Below are 19,906 nucleotides of genomic sequence, written 5' to 3'. Positions count from 1 at the left end.
CCTGCGCGACCAGCCAGAATCAAACCGGCGACGCCGCGCTCGACCGACGTACGCGCCCAGGCGAGCGCTGCGTCTTCGGCGCGATCTCGCGATCGAGCAAACTGGAGAGCGGTTCGGCACCGTCGAACGCTTCGGGCGCCAACATCTCGCCGTCCGTATGCGCTGCAACGCCGGCAGCCGGACGCCCATAGCCGTCCTTGATCCACTGCTCGCCCAGCACGCCGTTCGGCGTCTGGCTGAAATGCTCCACCAGGTGATCGATGAACGTGCGGACCTTCGCCGGCAGATGGCGCCGGCTCGGATACGCAATATTGAGTTCGACCTGCGGCAGCCGATAGTCGCCGAGCAGGCGCACAAGGCGCCCGCGCGTCATGTCGCGGCCGATCAGGTAGCTCGGCAGGATCGCGATGCCCATGCCGAGCAGCGCGAACTGACGCAGCATCTCGGTATTGTTCGCCACCACCACGTTGGTGGGGCGCACCCGCACCTCGCCCTCGGGTCCCGTGAACACGCGCTCGTCGCCCCAGTATTCGGAAGGCGGCGACAGGCACGGATGCTCCATCAGATGCTCCGGCCGGGTGGGCGTGCCGTGCTTTTCGAGATAGGCCGGCGTGGCGCATACCGTCATGCAGCCGGTAGTGAGGCGCCGCGTCACGATACTGGCGCCGCGCATCTGCCGCGCGACCACGACGCCCACATCGAAACCTTCTTCCACGAGATCCACTTGCCGGTCCACCAGCGTGACGTCCGGAATCACCTTCGGATAACGTTCCGCGTAGGTTTGCAGCACCGGGGCAAGGTTATGCAGGCCGAACACCACGGGCGCCACGATACGGAGCGTGCCGACCGGCTCGTGATTGCGGGCCACCACCATCTGCTCGACGTCTTCCAGTTCGTCGAGAATCTGACGCGCGCGCTCCAGGTAGACCTGGCCCGACTCCGTCAGCGAGAGGCTGCGCGTCGTGCGGTTCAGCAAGCGGGTACCCAGCCGTCCTTCCAGGTCGGCAACATGACGGGTGGCAACTGCATTCGAAATGTCCATCGCGCTGGCGGCGCGGGCGAAACTGCCGAGATCCGCCACCTTGACGAATACCCGCATCGACTGCAAATGATCCATATGAAACTCCTGCCGTTTATTACTAGTGCCTTTCGGAGTCCGTAGGCGAATTCGGAATTCTCCTACGACTCTCAAATTCGTGCAGAAGTTGCCTAAGAAGCCGCTAAATTTCCTTAAATTCGTGCCAATGTGGATTTTCCCGCAACTCTGACCACCCTATTGTTCCTCGGCAGGGAACAATCTGGTGCAGCGCAACGGGGTAGGTTCACTCCGGTGAACAAGCGGCCAATAACGACGGACATGGCGCAAAGCAGGGACGCAACAAGAGCGATAGAACCTGTCACCGCTGCCAGAAACGCCAAGAAAAAAGCCGCCCGTAGGCGGCCTTAAAGCGAAGCAGGCGCTCACATCAATTTTCTGACAAGCGCTTCTCCAGCGCTTCCCGCGCCTCGTTCAGCGCGGGCGGCAAGCGATGCTGCAGCGTGTCGAAGAGTTCGGCATGCAGCCGCAGCTCGCTTCGCCACGCGTCCGCGTCGACGGACATGACCAGGTCGAACTGCTCTTCGGTGAAATCGAGCCCGCTCCAGTTCAGGTCGTCGTAGCGTGGCGAGACGCCGAACGCGTGCTCGTCGCCGTCGGCCTCGTCGTCCACGCGGCTCACCATCCAGTCCAGCACACGCATGTTCTCGCCGAAACCCGGCCACACGAACTTGCCGTCCGGCCCCTTGCGGAACCAGTTCACGCAGAAGATCTTCGGCAGCTTCGCGCCCAGCTGCGTCAGGCGCGCGCCCACCGTCAGCCAGTGCGCGAAGTAGTCGCTCATGTTGTAGCCGCAGAACGGCAGCATGGCGAACGGGTCGCGGCGCACCACGCCCTGCTGGCCCGCCGCCGCGGCCGTGGTTTCGGAGCCCATCGTCGCGGCCATGTAGACGCCTTCCACCCAGTTGCGCGCCTCCGTGACGAGCGGCACCGTGCTGGAACGGCGGCCGCCGAACACGAAGGCGTCGATAGGCACGCCGGCCGGGTTCTCCCAGTCCGGGTCGATCGACGGGCATTGCGAGGCCGGCGCCGTAAAGCGCGCGTTCGGATGCGCCGCCTTGCGACCGGTTTCCTTCGCGATTTCCGGCGTCCAGTCCTGGCCTTGCCAGTCGATCAGGTGCGCCGGCGGCTCGTCCGTCATGCCTTCCCACCAGACGTCGCCGTCGTCGGTGAGCGCGACGTTCGTGAAGATGACGTTCGCCTTGAGCGTCGCCATTGCGTTGTAGTTCGTCTTCTCGCTCGTGCCCGGCGCCACGCCGAAGTAGCCGGCTTCGGGGTTGATCGCGTAGAGGCGGCCGTCCTTGCCCGGCTTGATCCAGGCAATGTCGTCGCCGATGGTCGAAATTTGCCAGCCGTTCATGCCCGGCGGCGGAATCAGCATCGCGAAATTGGTCTTGCCGCAAGCGGACGGGAACGCCGCCGCGACGTGGAACTTGCGGCCTTCGGGCGTCGTCACGCCGAGAATCAGCATGTGTTCGGCGAGCCAGCCCTCGTCGCGGCCCATCGTTGACGCAATACGCAGCGCAAAACACTTCTTGCCGAGCAGCGCGTTGCCACCGTAGCCGGAGCCGTAGCTCCAGATCTCGCGGCTTTCCGGAAAATGGACGATGTACTTCGTGTCGTTGCACGGCCACGGCACGTCTTGCTGGCCCGCAGCGAGCGGTGCGGCCACCGAATGTACGCACGGCACGAACTCGCCGTCTTCGCCCAGCACGTCGTACACCTTGCGGCCCATGCGCGTCATGATCCGCATGTTCACCACGACGTACGGGCTATCGGAAAGCTCCACGCCGATGTGCGCGATGGGCGAGCCGAGCGGCCCCATGGAAAACGGCACCACGTACATCGTGCGGCCGCGCATGGCACCGTCGAAGAGGCCGTCGAGCGTGGCGCGCATCTCGCCGGGCGCCACCCAGTTGTTGGTGGGGCCTGCGTCCTCCTTGCGCTGCGAACAGATGAACGTGCGGTCTTCCACGCGCGCGACGTCGGACGGCGACGAACACGCCAGATACGAATTGGGCCGCTTCTCGGGATTGAGCTTTCTCAGCGTGCCGGCCTCCACCATCTGCGCGCACAGGCGGTCGTATTCCTCCTGCGAACCGTCGCACCAGACCACGCGCGCGGGTTTCGTCAGCGCGGCGACGCGCTGCACCCATTCGATGAGCTTGCGGTGTTTGACCCAGGCCGGCGCTTCTACGGCGGCTTGACCTGCAAAGGCGGGATGGTTCATCGAGCTGTCTCCGTTTTGTAAAAAGTAAAGGGAAAACGGCACGAGCCACGAGACGCTGCTGCGAGAGGCGGCGCGGTCTCGCCACCGCAACATGCGTGGGCAAGAGGGAGCGCAAGTCGTCAAGGGCCCTGCAGCCTGTCGTTCGAAACCGTCTGTAAAGCGGCTTGCATCGAGGCGCGACAAGCTGTTAAAAACGCGGTAACTCTGTCTTGCATGACGCGGTGCGGCGCCGCTACGGCACTGCAAGCGACACGACACAATCACGATTCGTACCACTATGGACGCCGCGCTTCGGTGGGACAGCCAGCATATCGCTCCGTTCCGCTCCCAGTGGTGCGTCGCAAAACTCAGACGCCATGAAAATTGCCATCCTCGACGACTATCAGGACGCCGTTCGCAAACTCGACTGCTTTCAACTGCTGGCCAATCACGAGGTCAAGGTCTTCAACAACACGGTGCGCGGACTCGGACAGCTGGCAAGCCGCCTTGCCGAAGTCGACGCGCTGGTGCTGATCCGCGAACGGACCCGCATCACCTCGCAACTGCTCGACAAACTCCCGCACCTTCGCATGATCAGCCAGACGGGCAAGGTGTCGAGTCACATCGATCTCGCTGCCTGTACCGAGCGCGGCATCGCCGTGCTGGAAGGCACCGGGTCGCCCGTGGCGCCCGCCGAATTGACGTGGGCCCTCATCATGGCGGCCCAGCGACGCATTCCGCAATACGTGGCAAACCTTAAGCAAGGGGCCTGGCAGCAGTCGGGATTGAAGACCTCGGCGCTGCCGCCGAACTTCGGCCTGGGCCAGGTGATGCGCGGGCAGACGCTCGGCATCTGGGGCTATGGAAAGATCGGGCGGCTCGTGGCCGGCTATGGCAAGGCGTTCGGCATGAACGTGTTGATCTGGGGCCGCGAGCACTCGCTGGAAGCAGCCCGCGCGGACGGCTACACGGCGGCGGAAAGCCGCGAAGCGCTATTCGAACAGAGCGACGTGCTCACGCTGCACCTTCGCCTGCACGACGACACGCGCGGCATCGTCAAGCTCGACGACCTCATGCGCATGAAGCCCACGGCGCTGCTCGTCAACACAAGCCGCGCGGAGCTGCTGGAAGACAACGCGCTGGTGAACGCGCTCTCGCGCAACCGTCCGGGGATGGTGGCCGTCGACGTCTACGAAAGCGAGCCGATTCTGCAGGGCTATAGCCTGCTGCGCATGGAGAACGTGATCTGCACGCCGCACATCGGTTACGTGGAACGAGAAAGTTACGAGCTGTATTTCAGCGCCGCGTTCCGCAATATTCTCGCGTTCGATAGCGGCGATACGTCGAGCGTCGCGAACCCCGACGCATTGCAGGGCGGGCGGCGGCGGTAGCGGACTTGGCGTGTGAAGTGTTGCCGCCGCTCGTTATAGGTCAGCTCGACTCGCCGGCCAGTTCGAGCAGTTCGGGCACACGAGCGAGGAACTGTTCGCCGTCCGCGCGACCGAGGTTGTACGCGTGCTGCATCTGCGAAGGACTCGTGTAGTCCCAGCTCGAGATGGGCACCTTGCGCGACGGTTGCACATAGATGCGCTGCTGCGCGCCGTGCGGCACGACAAACATCTGCGGACGCGGGTAGAGACGCGTCACCATCACGAGCACGAGGCCCGGCGCAGCATCGAGCGCGCCGACCGGCACGTTATCCACCATGCCGCCATCGAGCACGGGCCGCCCGTTACGCCGCAACACCGGCGTGAAGGGCGGCGTGCACGATGACTGCAGGATCAGGTCGGCCAGTTCCTCCACCGACGCACACGTCTGCGCCGTCACGAATTCCGGCTGAAAGCCGAGCTTGCGGCCGAGTGTGGGGTGCAGCGTCTTGCGAACGTACTTCTCGATGTTGTAGGCAACGAGTCCGGCCGCCACCGCGCTGCGTGCGCCGAGCCAGCGCGGCAGATGCGACACGCCGATGCGGATGGCGGGCGCGTGTTTCAACTGCTCGAAGCGCTCGCCGTAGATATCGAGCAGCGCCTGACGGTAGATGCGGTAGTGCGGAAACACCGACTCGCCGCGCAGCAGATTGCCCCAGTACGCGTTGCGCGTGTTGTGACGCAAGGCGTTCTCGTAATAGCGCATCACCCAGTCGGCATCGCGCGTGTAGAGCATGCAGGCCGTGGCCGCGCCGGCCGAGATGCCGGCGATCACGCGCGGACGGACATCGAGCGCGGGCTGCACGACGTCCCAGAAACCGGCCTGCCACCAGCAACGGTTTCCGCCGCCGGCAAATACCACCTGATCGAACATGTTCTTCCTTCGGTCTTTCCCGGCTTGGTTCTCGATGCTTGCTCGCGATGAACGCCGCCGCGTTCAGTCGAGCAACGCGTACGTGGTGGTGGCGTGGACCGCCATCTTGCCGTCCTCGTCGAACAGCTCCACTTCGCCGAACACGAGGTTGCGGCCCATCCTCAGCACGCGCGCGGTCACGAGCACGTCGCCTTTGCGTACCGGCCGCATGAAGTTGATGTTCAGCGAGACCGTGGTCATAGGCCGGAACTCGCCGAGCGCCGCCGAAATGGCGACGATCATCGCCGTGTCGGCCGCCGCCATGAACACCTGACCGCAGATCCCCGCCCGCATGACGCAGCTCGCCGGAAAACGGCAACCGCAGCGTGGCGCCCTCCTCGCCTGCGGAAACGGGCGTGAGCGCGAGCGCCCGCACCCACGGCGCGAGCACGCGGTCGAGCAGGTCACGGATGGCGGTGTCGTCCATTGTTTTTTCTGTGCTTTGTCGTGTCGCGACATGATAGCGGCATGGACGCTCTCCCGCCCCGAGGGCACGCTCGGGCCTCGCCAGATGCACCTACGCGGTCCGTGGCAGAATTTTTTGAGAAAATCGATGGAAGGGGCTAGGCAAGAGCAAAAAAGTCCTGCATAATTCGCAGTCTCTTGGGGCGTTAGCTCAGTTGGTAGAGCAGCGGACTCTTAATCCGTAGGTCGAGTGTTCGAGTCACTCACGCCCCACCAAGGAATTCAAGGGCTTAGCGTTTTGCGCTAAGCCCTTTTTCATTTCTGCGGCGGCTCGATATTGGGCGGGTGCCTACGACGCCCGCCCTCATTCACCGAGAGCAACAGCAGCCAGCGCACGCCCCCAACCCGCGTCCCCGCTGCCGTCGCCAGCCCCGCCTTAATCCGTCCCGTACTTCGGCGACCGCGGCCCGTACAGCAGCCCGCTCGGCGGTCCCGCATGCAGCAGGCGATAACTCGTCACGCCCGCGATGTCGTGGCTCTTGTCCGTGAGCGAGTTGGCAATCTGCTTGATCGCGGCGGTCACGAGCATGCCGATCAGGCCGCCGCCGCTATTGTTGTTGCCCTCGTTGCTGCTCGCGCTCGCCGTGCCCTGCCACAGCACGTCGCCGGTCTTCAGGTCCACGAGCTTCGCCCCGGCCGTTACGACAGTGGCACTGTCCAGCACGCGGTACACCGTGCCGTACTGCGTCACCTTGCAGTACAACGCGGCGTCGGCGCCGAAGATCTCGCGCAGCTTCGCGGGGGACGTGGCCTGGATGTCGGCTGCGGTCGTGAGGCCGTTCTGCTTGAACGTCTCGTCCATCACCGCCACCGGCACCACGTAGTAGCCCGCTTCGGCGAGCGGCATGGTCATCTGCGAGAGCATGCTGTTGGTCGCCTGCACGTCGGCCGTTTCGTTGGTGGGCGGCAAGACGAGGATGGAGCGCGGACGGCTGTTCTTGAACGCGGTGTAGTCCGCGTGCTTCACGGGCTGCGCGCAAGCGGCGAGCAGGGCGAGCGTCGAGAAGGCAAACCAGAGTTTGAGAGAAAGGAATTTGGACATGGCGGCTCGCTCAGGGTTGTTTCGGTTTCTTCATCAGGAAGTCCATGTAGGTCGAGGACTCCGGAAAGAGCTCTTTCTCGGCCTCGAACTCCTGCATGGCCTGCGTGTCGTTCCCGACGCTCGCGTACAGCATGCCCAGTTGCGCGTGGAAGCCCGGCGGCGGCGTGTGACCCTGGCCGCGAATTTCCTGCAACGACTTCTCGAGCGAATCGATCTGCGCCTGCGGTGCCTTGCCGCCCTTCAGGTAGTCGTAGACCGCGGGCTGGTAGCCGTTCCACTGGTAGAGCGGCGGCGGACTGTTCGCGACGCATCCCGTGAGGAGCATCGCAGCGCCTGCCATGGCCGGCAGGCCGATTCCCCGTATCGTGCCGATGTACTTCATTGGTAACCCCGTCTTCGTGGTTGTTGTCAGTGATTGATTCCTGCGGGACGCACCGGTCGGTGCGCCCGTGGCGCGATGAACTGCGCCGACTGCTGTTACTGCGCCGCCTTCAGCGCACCCGCATCCACCTGGTCAGCCAGATGATTGACGGCTTCCTGAATCGCCAGCTCCAGCACCTTGCCGTTGAGCGTGGAGTCGTAGCTCGCCGTGCCGCCAAAGCCGATCACTTCTCGGTTCGACAGACTGAATTCGCCCGCGCCCTGGCTCGATGCCACGACTTCGGACGTCGTCGTGTTCACCACGTTGAGGCTCACCTTCGCGTACGCCACCTGGTTCTTGCCGCGGCCCAGAATGCCGAAGAACTCGTGGTCGCCCACTTCCTTGCGGCCGAACTCGGTCACGTCGCCGGTGATCACGTAGTTGGCGCCCTTGATGGCTTGCCCCTTCTTCATGAAGCCGGCTTCCTGGCGGATCTCTTCGAGGTTGTCGCGATCGAGCACGTTGAAGCGCCCGCTCTGCTGAAGCGACGTGATGAGGATGGTCTTGGCCTGGCCGCCCAGGCGGTCGATGCCGTCGGAGAAGATGCCGCGCATGTAGCTCGAACGGTTGTCGAACTTGCCGACGGCGATGCCGACAGGCTTGCCGGTGGCCGGCCGCTGCGCGCTCGCGACGGGCGGCACGGGCAGCGTGCGCGACGACTCGGTGGCACATCCGCCTAACGCCGCCGCGGCAATGGCGGCGACGGCGGCAAGCGCGATCCCGCAGGTTTTGGAGAGCTTCATTTTTCTTCCTCGATGGTCACGAAAACAGCAAAGGGCAACACGCGGCGCGCGACACGACGGCCGTGCAAAAGCACGTCGGCAAACGCAACGCGTGAAAGGACTAGAACGCCTGTGAGAGGCGGGAAACTTGGGGGAGGTGGCACCGGTGGTGTCCGGGCCGCAAGGTGTGCAGCGCGCGCGATGACGCGCGGCCCGCTGCGGTCTCATGGTCTGCTCGACCGGCTTGATCTGACCGGACGACGATCGTTTCTTCAGCGACCGTAGCCGGCATTCCCCGAAGCCCAGTGGGCTCGAACCCGTAGATGCAGTGGTTCATTTTTATCGTAGAAGCCTGTTTGTAACAGGATGTAATCTACCGAAATTTGCAATGACCCGCGACTGAACTTCGCAAGAAATGCATAAATACGACAGCCTATGCGGCATGCATTACAGGCCGAGGCCGCGCGCAAACCGCTGCCGCAAAAACTGGGTGAACGCGCGAATCGTGACAGCGCCCTCGCGGTGCTGCGGATACACCGCGTAAAGCGCAAGCGGCGGCGCGACGAAGCCGTCGAGCACTTCGATCAGTTTGCCGCTGCCAAGCGACGCCGCCACGATGAACTCGGGCAGCAGCGCGATACCCAGCCCCGCCATTGCCGCATCGCGAATCATCTCGCCGTTGTTGGCGCGCAGCGGCCCGTGCACCTCGAAGGTCTGCCGCGAACCGTCCACGACGAACTCCCACCCCGTGCGTCCCTCCTGCCCGTAGAGCAGGCAGCTATGGCGCGCCAGGTCCGCGGGCGCGGCGGGCAAGCGGTGCCCCGCCGCATAGCCGGGACTGCAACACGCCACCATGCGGATTTCCGCGAGCTTCTGGGCGATCAGCGTGGAATCGGCCAGCGTGCCGATGCGTAGCGCCATGTCGAAGCCCTCGCCCACCACGTCCACTACGCGGTCGCTCAGGTCCATGTCCACGCGCACGTCGGGGTTCGCGCGCATGAAGTCGGCGATGAGCGGCGAAAGATGAACGGTGCCGAACGACATCGGCGCACTCAGGCGCAGGAGCCCGCGCGGGTCGGCACGGCGCGACGACATGGCCTGCTCGGCGTCGGCCACGTCCGCGAGGATGCGCTTGGCGCGCTCGTAGAAGTCGTTGCCCAGATCCGTGACCGCGAGCTTGCGCGTGTTGCGCACGAGCAGCCGCACACCGAGGCTCGCTTCGAGCGCCATCACGCGCCGGCTCACGAACTGTTTGGAGAGTTGGAGCCGGTTGGCGGCGGCCGTGAAGTTACGCGCCTCCACGGTCGCCACGAAGATTCGCAGGTCATCCAGTTGCATGATGCCATCCGGTTCGGTGTCGAGAAGGTGGGCCGCGCTGCGTGCCGCTTTGTCCACCACATGGAGACAGTGATTCACATTTGACGGCGATTATAGCCCCATGGATTGACCTACACTGCCTTCACTGCTTCCGACAACGACGTCGTCGCTGCCGGCCCAGAAACAGATCACCGGAGAACGTCATGCTTGAAATCAGACATGCCAGCGAACGCGGTCGCGCCGAACACGGCTGGCTCAGCTCGCGCCACACGTTTTCGTTCGCCAACTACTACGACCCGAAGCAAATGGGCTTTTCGGATCTGCTCGTGATCAACGACGACCGTGTCATGCCGGGCCGCGGCTTCGGCAAGCATCCGCATCGCGACGTGGAGATCTTCTCGTACGTGCTGGAAGGCGCACTCGAACACAAGGACACAATGGGCAACGGCTCCGTGATCGTGCCCGGCGACATCCAGTTGATGAGCGCCGGCACGGGCGTGGCGCACAGCGAGTACAACCCGTCGGCCACGGACCGCGTGCACTTCCTGCAGATCTGGATCGCCACGCAGAAGAACGGCGAAACGCCGCGCTACCAGCAGCGCATGTTCACGCCGGAAGAAAAGCGCGGCACGCTGCGGCTCGTGATCTCGCCGGAAGAGAACGGCGAGTCGCTGCAGATCCGTCAGGACACGCGGGTCTATGCCGGTCTCTTCGACGGCGACGAGCGCGCGGAACTGGACCTCGCGGCCGACCGCTACGCCTACGTGCACGTCGCACGCGGCAGCATCGAAGTGAATGGCGTGGCGCTGGGCGAAGGGGATGGTGTGCGCATCCGCGACGAACGAAAGCTCACGTTCAGTGGCGGCAAGGACGCCGAGATCCTTGTGTTCGACCTGCGCAACATCGAGGTCTCGGACTTCTGGGGCTGATGCGCCCGCGGGTAGGTGAATGAAAGATGGCGCGGTACCTGACGTACCGCGCCATCGTTTTATTGTCCAGCCGGAACGAGCGCTAAAACCGCACCCGCTCGCGCCGCGCTCAACTTTGTCCGCTTATTTCGCCGACACGTCGATGTCGCCGAAATACTTGCGCGCCAGCGTCTTCACGGTGCCCTCGGCCTGCACCTTCGCGATGGCCGCGTCGAGCTGCTTCTTCAGCGCGGCGTCGCCCTTGCGGATGCCGAATGCGATACCGCTGCCGAGAATCTTGTCGTCACGCACGGGCTGGCCCACGAACGCGAAGTCCTTGCCGTCCGGACGCGAGAGGAAGCCTGTCTGCCCCGCCGGCGCGAGCACGAGCGTGGCGTCGAGGCGCCCCGCCTGAAGGTCCGCGTACACCTGGTTCTGGTCCTGATACGGCACCACCGTTACGCCCGCGTTCTCCCAATGCGCCTTCGCGTAGCTCTCCTGAATCGATGCCTGCAACACGCCTACGCGCTTGCCCTTCAGCGATTCGGGCGTGGGCAGCAGGCCGCTGTCGCGACGCGCGATCAGTTGCGTCGGCACGCGGTAGATCACGGTGGTGAAGTCGATGGCTTCGCGCCGCTTTTCCGTGGCATTCATGGCCGAGTTGATGGCGTCGAACTTGCGGCCCTGCAACGCGGGAATCAGCCCGTCGAACGAGGTTTCCACCCACTTGCACGTCAGATGCGCCGCGCCGCACACCGCGTTGCCGATGTCGATGTCGAAGCCTTGCAGTTCGCCGTTGGGGCCCTTCGATTCGAACGGCGGGTACTGTGCTTCCAGACCGAAGCGCAACACCGAATCCGCAGCGAACGCGCTGACCGACGCGGATGCCGAGGCGAACGCGCATGCAAGCACGAGCAGTTTTCCGAGCAACTTCATGGATGATCCCCTTTCGTCTGTGATGTGACGCCGCTTGTGGACGTCCATAAGCGATGCGCGGACGTATCCGCGCCGCCCTCTTTTCCAACCTCGTGCTACCCACTCGTTGTGGCCGACTTTCACGCCGACCCTACCGATCATGCGGCGGGCTCAACCTGCGCAGACGTCGCAATGCGCCTGTGTTCGAGCACGGGCAAGCGCGAGCGCACGGCGTCGAGCGTCTCCGCGCTCAGCGTGGCGAGCGCCACGCCGGGCCCATCCGCGTGGCACGCCAGCACCTCGCCCCAAGGCCCGACGATCATACTGTGGCCAAAAGTGCGCCAGCCATTCGCATGCGTGCCGCACTGGCCCGACGCGAGCACGTACGCCTCGTTCTCCACGGCACGCGCTCGCAGCAGCAGTTCCCAATGCGCGAGGCCGGTGGTGTGCGTGAACGCGGCCGGCACGGCGATCACATCGGCCGCCGGTTTCGCACGATAAAGCTCGGGAAAGCGCAGGTCGTAGCACACGGACATACGTAGCATTCCGAACGGACCTTGCGCGGTGCCGATGGCATCGCCGCCCACCATCGTGTCGCCCTCGGCGTGCTGTTCCGCGCCCTGGTTGAAGCTGAAGAGATGAATCTTGTCGTAGCGTACCGTGCAGGCGCCCGTCGGATCGAACAGCAGCGACGTGTTGTACGCGTGCGTGTCGCGCTGCTCGCCGCTCGCAGGACGAATGGGCACCGTGCCGCCGACGAGCCACGTCTGCGTGTCGCGCGCAAGGTCGGCGAGCGCCTTTTGAATCGGCCCATCGCCGAATGTTTCGGCCAGCTTCACACGCTCGTCCTCGCCCACGCCGATCCAGCAGAAGTATTCGGGCAGGCACACGAGCGTGGCGCCGCGGCGTGCCGCTTCTTCCACCCAACGGCGTGCCTCGGCCAGGTTGTGCGCCACGTCGGGCGTGCTGCTCATCTGCACGACCGCTGCCGTGGTTGTGCCTTGCATGGCGCTCATGCCGCGCTCCCTCAGATTTCGCACAGCCGCCGCGCGCCTTCCAGCAGCGTGGCGTCGTCTTTCGAAAAGCTCAGGCGGATCAGGCCGGAGTCCGTGCCATCGGTGTAGAACGCCGACAGCGGAATAGTGGCCACGCGGGCATCGCGAATCAGGCGCAGCACGAAGTCGCTGTCGCGCTCGTCGGAGAAGTGGCGAAAGCGCGCGAGCATGAAGAAGCTGCCTTCGCTCGGCAGCAATTCGAAGCGCGATCCGGCCAGCGCGTTCGCGAGCAGATCGCGCTTGCGTTGATAGAACGCGGCGAGGTCGAGGTAGCTCGCAGGGTCGGCAAGCGCCTCGACGAACGCGTACTGCATCGGCGTGTCCGCGGAGAACACCATGAACTGGTGCACCTTGCGGATCTCGTCCATCAACGCCGCGGGCGCGAGGCAATAGCCCACGCGCCAGCCCGTGACGTGATACGACTTGCCGAACGACGACACGATCACGCTGCGTTCGGCGAGTTCGCGGTGGCGCGCCATGCTGTGGTGGCGAGCGCCGTCGAAGATCACGTGCTCGTAGACCTCGTCCGCGAGCACCACGATGCCGGTGTTGTGCGTAACGGCCTTGAGCCGCTCGATGTCGGCGTCGCTGAATACCGTAGCCGTAGGGTTGTGCGGCGTGTTCACGATGATCATGCGCGTCTTCGGTGTGATCTTCGCGGCCACTTCGTCCCAGTTCACGCGGAAGTGGTCGGTGGAAAGCTTGATGGCGACGGGCGTGGCGCCCTGCAGCCGCACGATGGGCGCGTAGCTGTCGAACGAGGGTTCGAAGTAGATCACCTCGTCGCCCGGATGCACGAGCGCGCTGATGGCCGAATACAGGCCCTCGCTCGCGCTGGCGATCACCGTGACCTCGGTAGCCGGGTCGTAGCGCGTGCCGTAAAGCTGTTCGACCTTTTCTGCGAGCGCGTCGCGCAGCGCACCGACGCCTGCCATCGGCGCGTACTGGTTGTGGCCCTCGCGCATGGCGCGCGTCACGCCGTCAACCAGCCTTGCATCCGGATCGAAATTGGGTGCGCCCTGCGAGAGGTTCAGCGCGTCGTGTTGCGCGGCGAGCTGGCCAATCACCGTGAAGATCGTGGTACCGACGTCGGGCAGTTTCGAGCGAATCTGCAAGGCGCTCTGCATGGGGCTTTCTCCATCTGACAGGATCTGCGGCCGGCCTGCGCGGCAGGCGGCGCCTCGATCCGATGGTAGCGATTAAGCCCGATCCACCCTGCGCCCACAATCGAAACTTCGTCATGCGGGCCATGCATTTACATCATGACGGCGGCGCTCACAGAGGCGCCGCGTCGCATTCACTGCAACGGCCGCCCTTCGATCTGTTCATACAGAACGTTGCCCTCGTCGTCCTCGAAGCGCTCCACGTAATTGCGTGCGCCGCACAACGGGCAGCGGAATAGCAGGCCTTGCCCTTCGTTCTTGATGACGACATCGGACAGCTCCCACGGCTGGCCGCAGGACTGGTTTCGGCAGACAAACTGGGTGGACATGCTCGGTTCTCCTGGCGGTAGGGCTGCCAAGACTACCGCATGTGAGCGGACAAGGGAGAAAACCGCTAGTGCGCGAAGGCCGGCGTCGGCATGCCGGTCATGCCTTTGAGCGTCTCCGAGGGACGCACGCCGAAGAGCCGCCGGTAGTCCGTGGCGAACTGGCTCAGGTGCCAGAAGCCCCACGCCGCGGCCACCTCCTGTACCGAGCAGGCGTCCTGCGCAGCGCGGCCTTCGCGCGCCGCGTTGCACAGGTCGCGCCGCGCGCCGTTCAGGCGAATAGCGCGCAGATACGTGGCGGGCGCCATGCCGAGCACGTCCTGAAAGCAGTACTGCAATGTGCGGCGGCTCACGTGCAGCCGTTCGCAGAGTTCCGGCACGCCCACCGGCCGGTCGCGGTTCTCGAGTACGTGGGCACGCGCCGCGGCGACGATCGACTGGCGACGTTGCGGCGTGGTCGCCGCGAGCGGCTGCGCATGCTCGGGCGAACACAAATCGAAGAGCGCAGCCAGCACCGACGACTGCAGGTTGCTGCGCGCGAAGCCCGAAAGCGGCACGTCGGCCTGCGCGCCGTCGTCCAGCATCTGGCGCAGCGACGTGCACAGGCGCAGCTTGCGCGCCGCGCCAATGGAGACCACCTCGGTGTGCGGCACCTGGTCCGTGAGCCCCAGGTGCTCGACCTCGGCCGCGTAGCGCCGCAGCACATCGCCCTGCACCACCACGCCGAAAAACTCGTAGCCCGCCGGCGTAACGAGTTCGAATTCGACGCCGCCCGGCCGGAACGCAAGGGCGTCGTCGCCGATCAGCTGGGCGTCGATGCGCCCGTTGCCCTCGCGGCAAAGCGGAATGCCGAACCAGTACGCGTCCGACTGCACCTCGCACGTCTGGCGCAGCGCGTGGCTCGTCGTTTCGCGGAACACCGTCATGTGGTCCAGAAACAGCTCGGTGAGCGTGCCCGTGAAGCGGCCCGCGCTCAGCTGATCGTAGATCTGGTCCCAGCCGTGCAGGCTGCGCGCCTGCTCGTCCGCATCATGCGCGACCGAGTTGCGCAGGCACAGGTCGTCGTCCGTGGCGGCACGGACGGTGGGCACAGCGGCGTCGGCATACGGGGAGTCGGTGCTCATACCAGGTCGGCAAGCGGATCGGCGCGAAGAGGCATTCATGGCGGTTCATCACGCAAGTCCCATGCCGATGGGGCTCGATGCCCTGCCGTGACGTGTCGCGGCGAGGCTGCTCCATTCGTGAACAGAGCCGCGGAATCTGTTCAGAAATGGCGCGGTACAGGAAGCAGCACGAAACACCAAAGGAACCGCGAGGCAGCAGCGTAACGCCATGCCACAACGCGTTTTGGCCCGCGCATGCCTCGCCGCAGTGCGCCGCGCACCGCGATGCGTCATGCCGCGTCCGCATTGGCACGCTTCTGGCGTAACGAGCGCCCGGCAGGCGCGCCGCAGCGCCGGACCAACAATGCAGACACATGTGAGGAGCGACTGATGAACCACGCGGAAATGCAGTTCCTGACCACCGAATACCCCTACAAAAAGCAGTACGGAAATTTCATCGGCGGCGAATGGGTGAAGCCTGTCGGCGGCGAGTATTTCGATAACGTCTCGCCCATCACCGGCGAGCCGTTCACCTCCATTCCGCGCTCGCGCGCCGAAGACGTCGAACTCGCGCTCGATGCCGCGCATCGCGCGAAGGACGCCTGGGGCAAGGCCTCGCCTGCTGACCGCGCCAGCGTGCTCAACCGCATCGCGGACCGCATGGAAGCGAACCTGCAGCGCCTCGCCGTGGCCGAGACCATCGACAACGGCAAGCCCCTGCGCGAAACCATGGCCGCCGACATCCCGCTCGCCATCGACCACTTCCGCTACTTCGCCGGCTGCATCCGCGCCCAGGAAGGCTCGGTCTGCGAGGTCGATCACGACACCGTCGCCTATCACTTCCACGAGCCGCTCGGCGTAGTCGGCCAGATCATTCCGTGGAACTTCCCGATCCTGATGGCCGCCTGGAAGATCGCCCCGGCACTCGCGGCCGGCAACTGCATCGTGCTCAAGCCCGCCGAGCAGACGCCCGCCTCCATCCTCGTGCTGATGGAACTGATCCAGGACATCCTGCCGAAAGGCACGCTCAACGTCGTGAACGGCTTCGGCCTGGAAGCGGGCAAGCCGCTCGCCACCAGCAAGCGCATCGCGAAGGTCGCCTTCACGGGCGAGACCACCACGGGCCGCCTCATCATGCAGTACGCGAGCGAGAACATCATTCCCGTCACGCTCGAACTGGGCGGCAAGAGCCCGAACATCTTCTTCGCCGACGTGATGGACCGCGACGACGGCTACTTCGACAAGGCGCTCGAAGGCTTCGCGATGTTCGCGCTGAACCAGGGCGAAGTGTGCACGTGCCCGTCGCGCGTGCTGATCGACGAGAAGATCTACGACCGCTTCATGGAACGCGCGCTCAAGCGCGTGGCCGCCGTGCAGCAGGGCCACCCGCTGGACCCGAAGACGATGATCGGCGCGCAGGCCTCGCAGGAGCAGCTCGAAAAGATCCTCTCGTACATCGACCTGGGTCGCCAGGAAGGCGCGCAGTGCCTCGCGGGCGGCGAGCGCAACGTGCTTTCGGGCGAACTCTCGAAGGGCTACTACGTGAAGCCGACGGTGTTCCGCGGCCACAACCGCATGCGCATCTTCCAGGAGGAGATCTTCGGGCCGGTGGTGTCGGTCACGACGTTCAAGACCGAGGAAGAAGCGCTGGAGATCGCCAACGACACGCTGTACGGCCTGGGCGCCGGCGTGTGGACGCGCGACGGCACGCGTGCGTACCGCTTCGGCCGCGCCATCCAGGCGGGCCGCGTGTGGACGAACTGCTATCACGCGTACCCGGCGCATGCGGCGTTCGGCGGCTACAAGCAGTCGGGCATTGGCCGCGAAACGCACAAGATGATGCTCGACCACTACCAGCAGACGAAGAACCTGCTGGTGAGCTACAGCGAGCAGCCGCTGGGGTTCTTCTGAGCACGGGCTTGATGCGTTGGTGAAAGACGGGCGGCGTGCGGGAGAAACGCACGCCGCCCACGTTTTCTTCTACAAGGGAGGCTCGCATGAGTATGCGCAACTGCGCAGCTTTCCGCGCGGCGGCATCGGCACGCCGGCGCACCGCACGCAGCTATCCGCGTGGGCGTTCGCGCCCCGGCGGCGCGGCCGTCACGCATCACCATCACGGAGCAACACGATGTCTGTTGAAGACGTCTCTCGCGTAATCGCCACGCCGGCCGCCGTGGCGCTGATCGACAAGCTCAAGGCCGAGCACGGCGACGTGATCTTTCATCAGTCGGGCGGGTGCTGCGACGGCAGCGCGCCAATGTGCTTTCCCGCTGCGGAATTCCGCGTGGGTGCATCCGACGTGAAACTCGGTGCCATTGCGGGCGTGCCGTTCTACATGAGCGAATCGCAGTTCGAATACTGGCAGCACACGCAATTGATCATCGACGTGGTGCCGGGCAACGGCGGCATGTTCTCGCTCGAGCGTCCCACGGGCCTGCGCTTTCTCACGCGCTCGCGGCTCTTCGACGACGCCGAAAACGACTGGCTCGCCGCCCATCCCGTGGAGCGGGCCGACGCTTAACGCTCGAAACGGCGGGCACCGCCACCGCGTGCTACGCATGGCCAGGTAGTGGAACGGTTACAGCTGCCCGCCCGGTGCTTGTACTGCCGCAGGGGCCGCCGCCGAAGAGAGCAACGCGTCGCTGTCGTCCTTGAGTCCGACGCCGGTCAGGCCCAGTCTGCGCGCGTGCGTGAGCAGATAGTGGAGCTTGTGTGCCGCGGCCGCGTAGCTCAGGCCTTCGGGGCGCACGTTCGAAATGCAGTTACGTTCGGCGTCGGTACGGCCCACCTTCGGTTCGTAGGTGAGATAGACGCCCAGGCTATCCGGCGAACTCAAACCGGGCCGCTCGCCGATCAGCATCACCACCAGCTTCGCGCCGAGCAGTTCGCCAATCTCGTCGCCCAGTGCCACGCGCGACTGCCGCGCCACGATCACCGGCCCGATCTTCCAGTCCGCGAGCTTCGCCTGCATTTCGAAGAAAAGCGGCAACGCCTGCTTCGACGCGGCGAACGCCGAGAGCCCGTCGGCAATCACGAATACGACGTCGGGCGCGTCGTCCGCAGCTGCCGTGCGCAGCGTTTCGCGACTTTCGTCCGAGAGCCGCCGGCCCAGGTCCGGACGGCGCAGATAGTGTTCGCGGTCGGGCGCGGCACTGTGCACATCGAGCGAGACGATGCCGCGTGCGCGCAGCGCATCGTGCAGCGGGCCGGCATCGAGGGGCTGATGCACGGCGTCGCGTGCCTGCGCATGCGAGAGATTGAACGCGAGCAACGGCTGCGTGGGCAGGCTGTTGCCTGTGCGGCCCAACGCGATGCGCGCCTGCGTGAAGCGCCGCAGCGCCTGCCACGGGTTCTTTTCGAGGAAGTCGCTCATGCCACACCCATCCATTCGCTCGCGCCTTCCAGCAGCGGCTGGCGCGGCGACACGGGCAGCAGCGCGCCGCGCGCGTCGATGATCTGCATGGACTCCAGCCATTCCTCGAACTCGGGTGCACGGCGCAGGCCCAGCACCTCGCGAACGTAGAGCGCGTCGTGAAACGAGGTGCTCTGGTAGTTGAGCATGACGTCGTCCGCACCGGGGATGCCCATGATGAAGTTGATGCCCGCCACGCCGAGCAGCGTGAGCAGATTGTCCATGTCGTCCTGGTCCGCTTCGGCGTGGTTCGTATAGCAGATGTCGCAGCCCATCGGCACGCCCAGCAGCTTGCCGCTGAAATGATCTTCGAGCCCCGCGCGAATGATCTGTTTGCCGTCGTACAGGTACTCGGGCCCGATGAAGCCCACCACCGTATTCGTGAGCAGCGGACGGAAGCGGCGTGCCACGGCATAGGCGCGCACTTCGCAGGTCTGCTGGTCCACGCCGAAATGCGCGTTCGCCGAAAGCGCGCTGCCCTGCCCGGTTTCGAAATACATCACGTCGTCGCCCACCGTGCCCCGCTTGAGCGACAGCGCGGCGTCGTGCGCCTCGGCCAGTAGCGCAAGCGATATGCCGAAGCTCGCGTTGGCCTTCTCAGTGCCGGCAATGGACTGGAACACGAGGTCGACAGGCGCGCCCTTTTCGATGGCCGCGATGGAATTCGTGACGTGCGTGAGCACGCAGGTCTGCGTGGGCACGTTATAGCGCTGACGAAACTCGTCCATCATCACCAGCAGCGTGGTGATGGCGGCGAGGCTGTCCGTAGCGGGATTGATGCCGATCACCGCGTCGCCGCAGCCGTACATCAGGCCGTCCAGCATCGAAGCGGCAATGCCTTTGACGTCGTCGGTGGGATGGTTGGGTTGCAGGCGCACCGACATGCGCCCCGGCAAGCCGATCGTGTTGCGAAAGCGCGTGATCACCGGACGCTTGCGCGCCACGGTGACGAGGTCCTGGTTGCGCATGAGCTTCGAGACGGCGCCGACCATCTCGGGCGTGAGGCCATCGGCGATACGCACGAGCGCGTCGGCATCCGTCGTGCCCGAGAGCAGCCAGTTGCGAAAGTCGCCCACCGTAAGGTGCGCGATTTCGGCAAACGCTTCGTTGGAGTGGCCGTCCATGATGAGGCGCGTGATCTCGTCGGTCTCATAGGGAATCACGGCTTCGTTCAGGAACGTGCGCAGCGGCACCTGGGCGAGCGCCATCTTCGCGGCCACGCGTTCTTCCTCGCTCGCCGCGGCCACGCCCGCGAGTTGATCGCCGGAACGCAGCGGGCTCGCCTTCGCGAGCAGCGTCTTCAGGTCGGCGAAGCGATAGGTGCGTGCGCCGATTGTCTCCGTATAGCTCATCGTCTTTGCTCCATCGCGCGGACGCCGCCTGCGGGCCAGTGGTACCCGCAGGCGGCGCCG

General features: G+C 65.0%; 18 protein-coding genes, 1 tRNA gene and 1 pseudogene. 5 read left to right on the top strand and 15 right to left on the bottom strand.

What is annotated here, in order from left to right:
- Positions 1 to 19: 19 nt before the first annotated feature.
- The gene (locus U0042_RS19760) at positions 20 to 1,117 is read right to left on the bottom strand and encodes a LysR family transcriptional regulator (RefSeq protein WP_114814182.1); all 1,098 of its coding nucleotides are present in this window, start codon (positions 1,115 to 1,117) and stop codon (positions 20 to 22) included.
- A 349-nt stretch (positions 1,118 to 1,466) separates the two neighbouring features.
- Positions 1,467 to 3,326, bottom strand: a complete 1,860-nt coding sequence (locus U0042_RS19755; protein ID WP_114814183.1) for a phosphoenolpyruvate carboxykinase (GTP) — start codon at positions 3,324 to 3,326, stop codon at positions 1,467 to 1,469.
- 356 nt (positions 3,327 to 3,682) lie between these two features.
- Between U0042_RS19755 and U0042_RS19750 the strand changes: the two genes are divergently transcribed.
- On the top strand, positions 3,683 to 4,696 hold the full coding sequence (locus U0042_RS19750) for a D-2-hydroxyacid dehydrogenase family protein (RefSeq protein WP_114814184.1): 1,014 nt from the start codon (positions 3,683 to 3,685) through the stop codon (positions 4,694 to 4,696).
- A 40-nt stretch (positions 4,697 to 4,736) separates the two neighbouring features.
- On the opposite strand, the gene U0042_RS19745 is transcribed toward U0042_RS19750, so the two are convergent.
- Together U0042_RS19745 and U0042_RS19740 are read right to left on the bottom strand one after the other, a co-directional pair.
- Positions 4,737 to 5,606: a patatin-like phospholipase family protein gene (locus U0042_RS19745; protein ID WP_114814185.1), complete on the bottom strand. Its 870-nt coding sequence runs from the start codon at positions 5,604 to 5,606 to the stop codon at positions 4,737 to 4,739.
- 63 nt (positions 5,607 to 5,669) lie between these two features.
- A pseudogene (locus U0042_RS19740) lies at positions 5,670 to 6,072 on the bottom strand (PaaI family thioesterase).
- 178 nt (positions 6,073 to 6,250) lie between these two features.
- Between U0042_RS19740 and U0042_RS19735 the strand changes: the two are divergent.
- A tRNA-Lys gene (locus U0042_RS19735) sits at positions 6,251 to 6,326 on the top strand.
- Positions 6,327 to 6,486: 160 nt separating this feature from the next.
- Here the strand turns inward: U0042_RS19735 and U0042_RS19730 are convergent.
- The 4 genes from U0042_RS19730 to U0042_RS19715 form a co-directional block, all read right to left on the bottom strand.
- Entirely contained in the window at positions 6,487 to 7,152 is a 666-nt protein-coding gene (locus tag U0042_RS19730) for a DUF799 domain-containing protein (RefSeq protein WP_114814186.1), read from the bottom strand.
- 10 nt (positions 7,153 to 7,162) lie between these two features.
- Positions 7,163 to 7,534, bottom strand: a complete 372-nt coding sequence (locus U0042_RS19725; RefSeq protein WP_114814187.1) for a DUF4810 domain-containing protein — start codon at positions 7,532 to 7,534, stop codon at positions 7,163 to 7,165.
- Positions 7,535 to 7,629: 95 nt separating this feature from the next.
- On the bottom strand, positions 7,630 to 8,316 hold the full coding sequence (locus U0042_RS19720) for a CsgG/HfaB family protein (protein ID WP_114814188.1): 687 nt from the start codon (positions 8,314 to 8,316) through the stop codon (positions 7,630 to 7,632).
- Positions 8,317 to 8,742: 426 nt separating this feature from the next.
- Complete coding sequence (locus U0042_RS19715) at positions 8,743 to 9,633, bottom strand: LysR family transcriptional regulator (protein WP_114814219.1); 891 nt, start codon at positions 9,631 to 9,633, stop codon at positions 8,743 to 8,745.
- A 182-nt stretch (positions 9,634 to 9,815) separates the two neighbouring features.
- On the opposite strand from U0042_RS19715, the gene U0042_RS19710 reads away from it, so the two are divergent.
- Positions 9,816 to 10,541, top strand: a complete 726-nt coding sequence (locus U0042_RS19710; protein ID WP_114814189.1) for a pirin family protein — start codon at positions 9,816 to 9,818, stop codon at positions 10,539 to 10,541.
- Between the two features lie 123 nt (positions 10,542 to 10,664).
- On the opposite strand, the gene U0042_RS19705 is transcribed toward U0042_RS19710, so the two are convergent.
- The 5 genes from U0042_RS19705 to U0042_RS19685 all read right to left on the bottom strand — a co-directional run bounded on the left by U0042_RS19705 (position 10,665) and on the right by U0042_RS19685 (position 15,103).
- Complete coding sequence (locus U0042_RS19705; RefSeq protein ID WP_114814190.1) at positions 10,665 to 11,456, bottom strand: ABC transporter substrate-binding protein; 792 nt, start codon at positions 11,454 to 11,456, stop codon at positions 10,665 to 10,667.
- Between the two features lie 137 nt (positions 11,457 to 11,593).
- Positions 11,594 to 12,451, bottom strand: a complete 858-nt coding sequence (locus U0042_RS19700; protein ID WP_114814191.1) for a carbon-nitrogen hydrolase family protein — start codon at positions 12,449 to 12,451, stop codon at positions 11,594 to 11,596.
- 11 nt (positions 12,452 to 12,462) lie between these two features.
- Positions 12,463 to 13,617, bottom strand: coding sequence for a pyridoxal phosphate-dependent aminotransferase (locus tag U0042_RS19695; RefSeq protein WP_114814192.1), 1,155 nt, complete (start codon positions 13,615 to 13,617; stop codon positions 12,463 to 12,465).
- A 170-nt stretch (positions 13,618 to 13,787) separates the two neighbouring features.
- Positions 13,788 to 13,982: a hypothetical protein gene (locus tag U0042_RS19690; protein ID WP_114814193.1), complete on the bottom strand. Its 195-nt coding sequence runs from the start codon at positions 13,980 to 13,982 to the stop codon at positions 13,788 to 13,790.
- A 65-nt stretch (positions 13,983 to 14,047) separates the two neighbouring features.
- Positions 14,048 to 15,103 carry a helix-turn-helix domain-containing protein gene (locus U0042_RS19685; protein ID WP_114814194.1) on the bottom strand — a complete coding sequence of 352 codons (1,056 nt, stop codon included), beginning with the start codon at positions 15,101 to 15,103 and terminating at the stop codon, positions 14,048 to 14,050.
- A 369-nt stretch (positions 15,104 to 15,472) separates the two neighbouring features.
- On the opposite strand from U0042_RS19685, the gene adh reads away from it, so the two are divergent.
- Positions 15,473 to 16,993, top strand: a complete 1,521-nt coding sequence (gene adh / locus U0042_RS19680; RefSeq protein ID WP_114814195.1) for an aldehyde dehydrogenase — start codon at positions 15,473 to 15,475, stop codon at positions 16,991 to 16,993.
- A 217-nt stretch (positions 16,994 to 17,210) separates the two neighbouring features.
- Positions 17,211 to 17,603: a DUF779 domain-containing protein gene (locus U0042_RS19675; protein WP_114814220.1), complete on the top strand. Its 393-nt coding sequence runs from the start codon at positions 17,211 to 17,213 to the stop codon at positions 17,601 to 17,603.
- Positions 17,604 to 17,660: 57 nt separating this feature from the next.
- Here U0042_RS19675 and eutC read toward each other — a convergent pair whose 3' ends face one another.
- Together eutC and U0042_RS19665 are read right to left on the bottom strand one after the other, a co-directional pair.
- Positions 17,661 to 18,455, bottom strand: a complete 795-nt coding sequence (gene eutC / locus U0042_RS19670) for an ethanolamine ammonia-lyase subunit EutC (RefSeq protein ID WP_114814196.1) — start codon at positions 18,453 to 18,455, stop codon at positions 17,661 to 17,663.
- On the bottom strand, positions 18,452 to 19,846 hold the full coding sequence (locus U0042_RS19665; RefSeq protein WP_114814197.1) for an ethanolamine ammonia-lyase subunit EutB: 1,395 nt from the start codon (positions 19,844 to 19,846) through the stop codon (positions 18,452 to 18,454). Before U0042_RS19665 ends, eutC begins: the two co-directional genes overlap by 4 nt.
- Positions 19,847 to 19,906: the final 60 nt, after the last annotated feature.

The sequence above is a fragment of the Paraburkholderia kururiensis genome (assembly GCF_034424375.1).
In the GTDB taxonomy this organism is placed as follows: Bacteria; Pseudomonadota; Gammaproteobacteria; order Burkholderiales; family Burkholderiaceae; genus Paraburkholderia; species Paraburkholderia kururiensis_A.
Note: the sequence above shows the minus strand (reverse complement) of the source record. Positions and strands in the feature narration are given on the sequence as shown.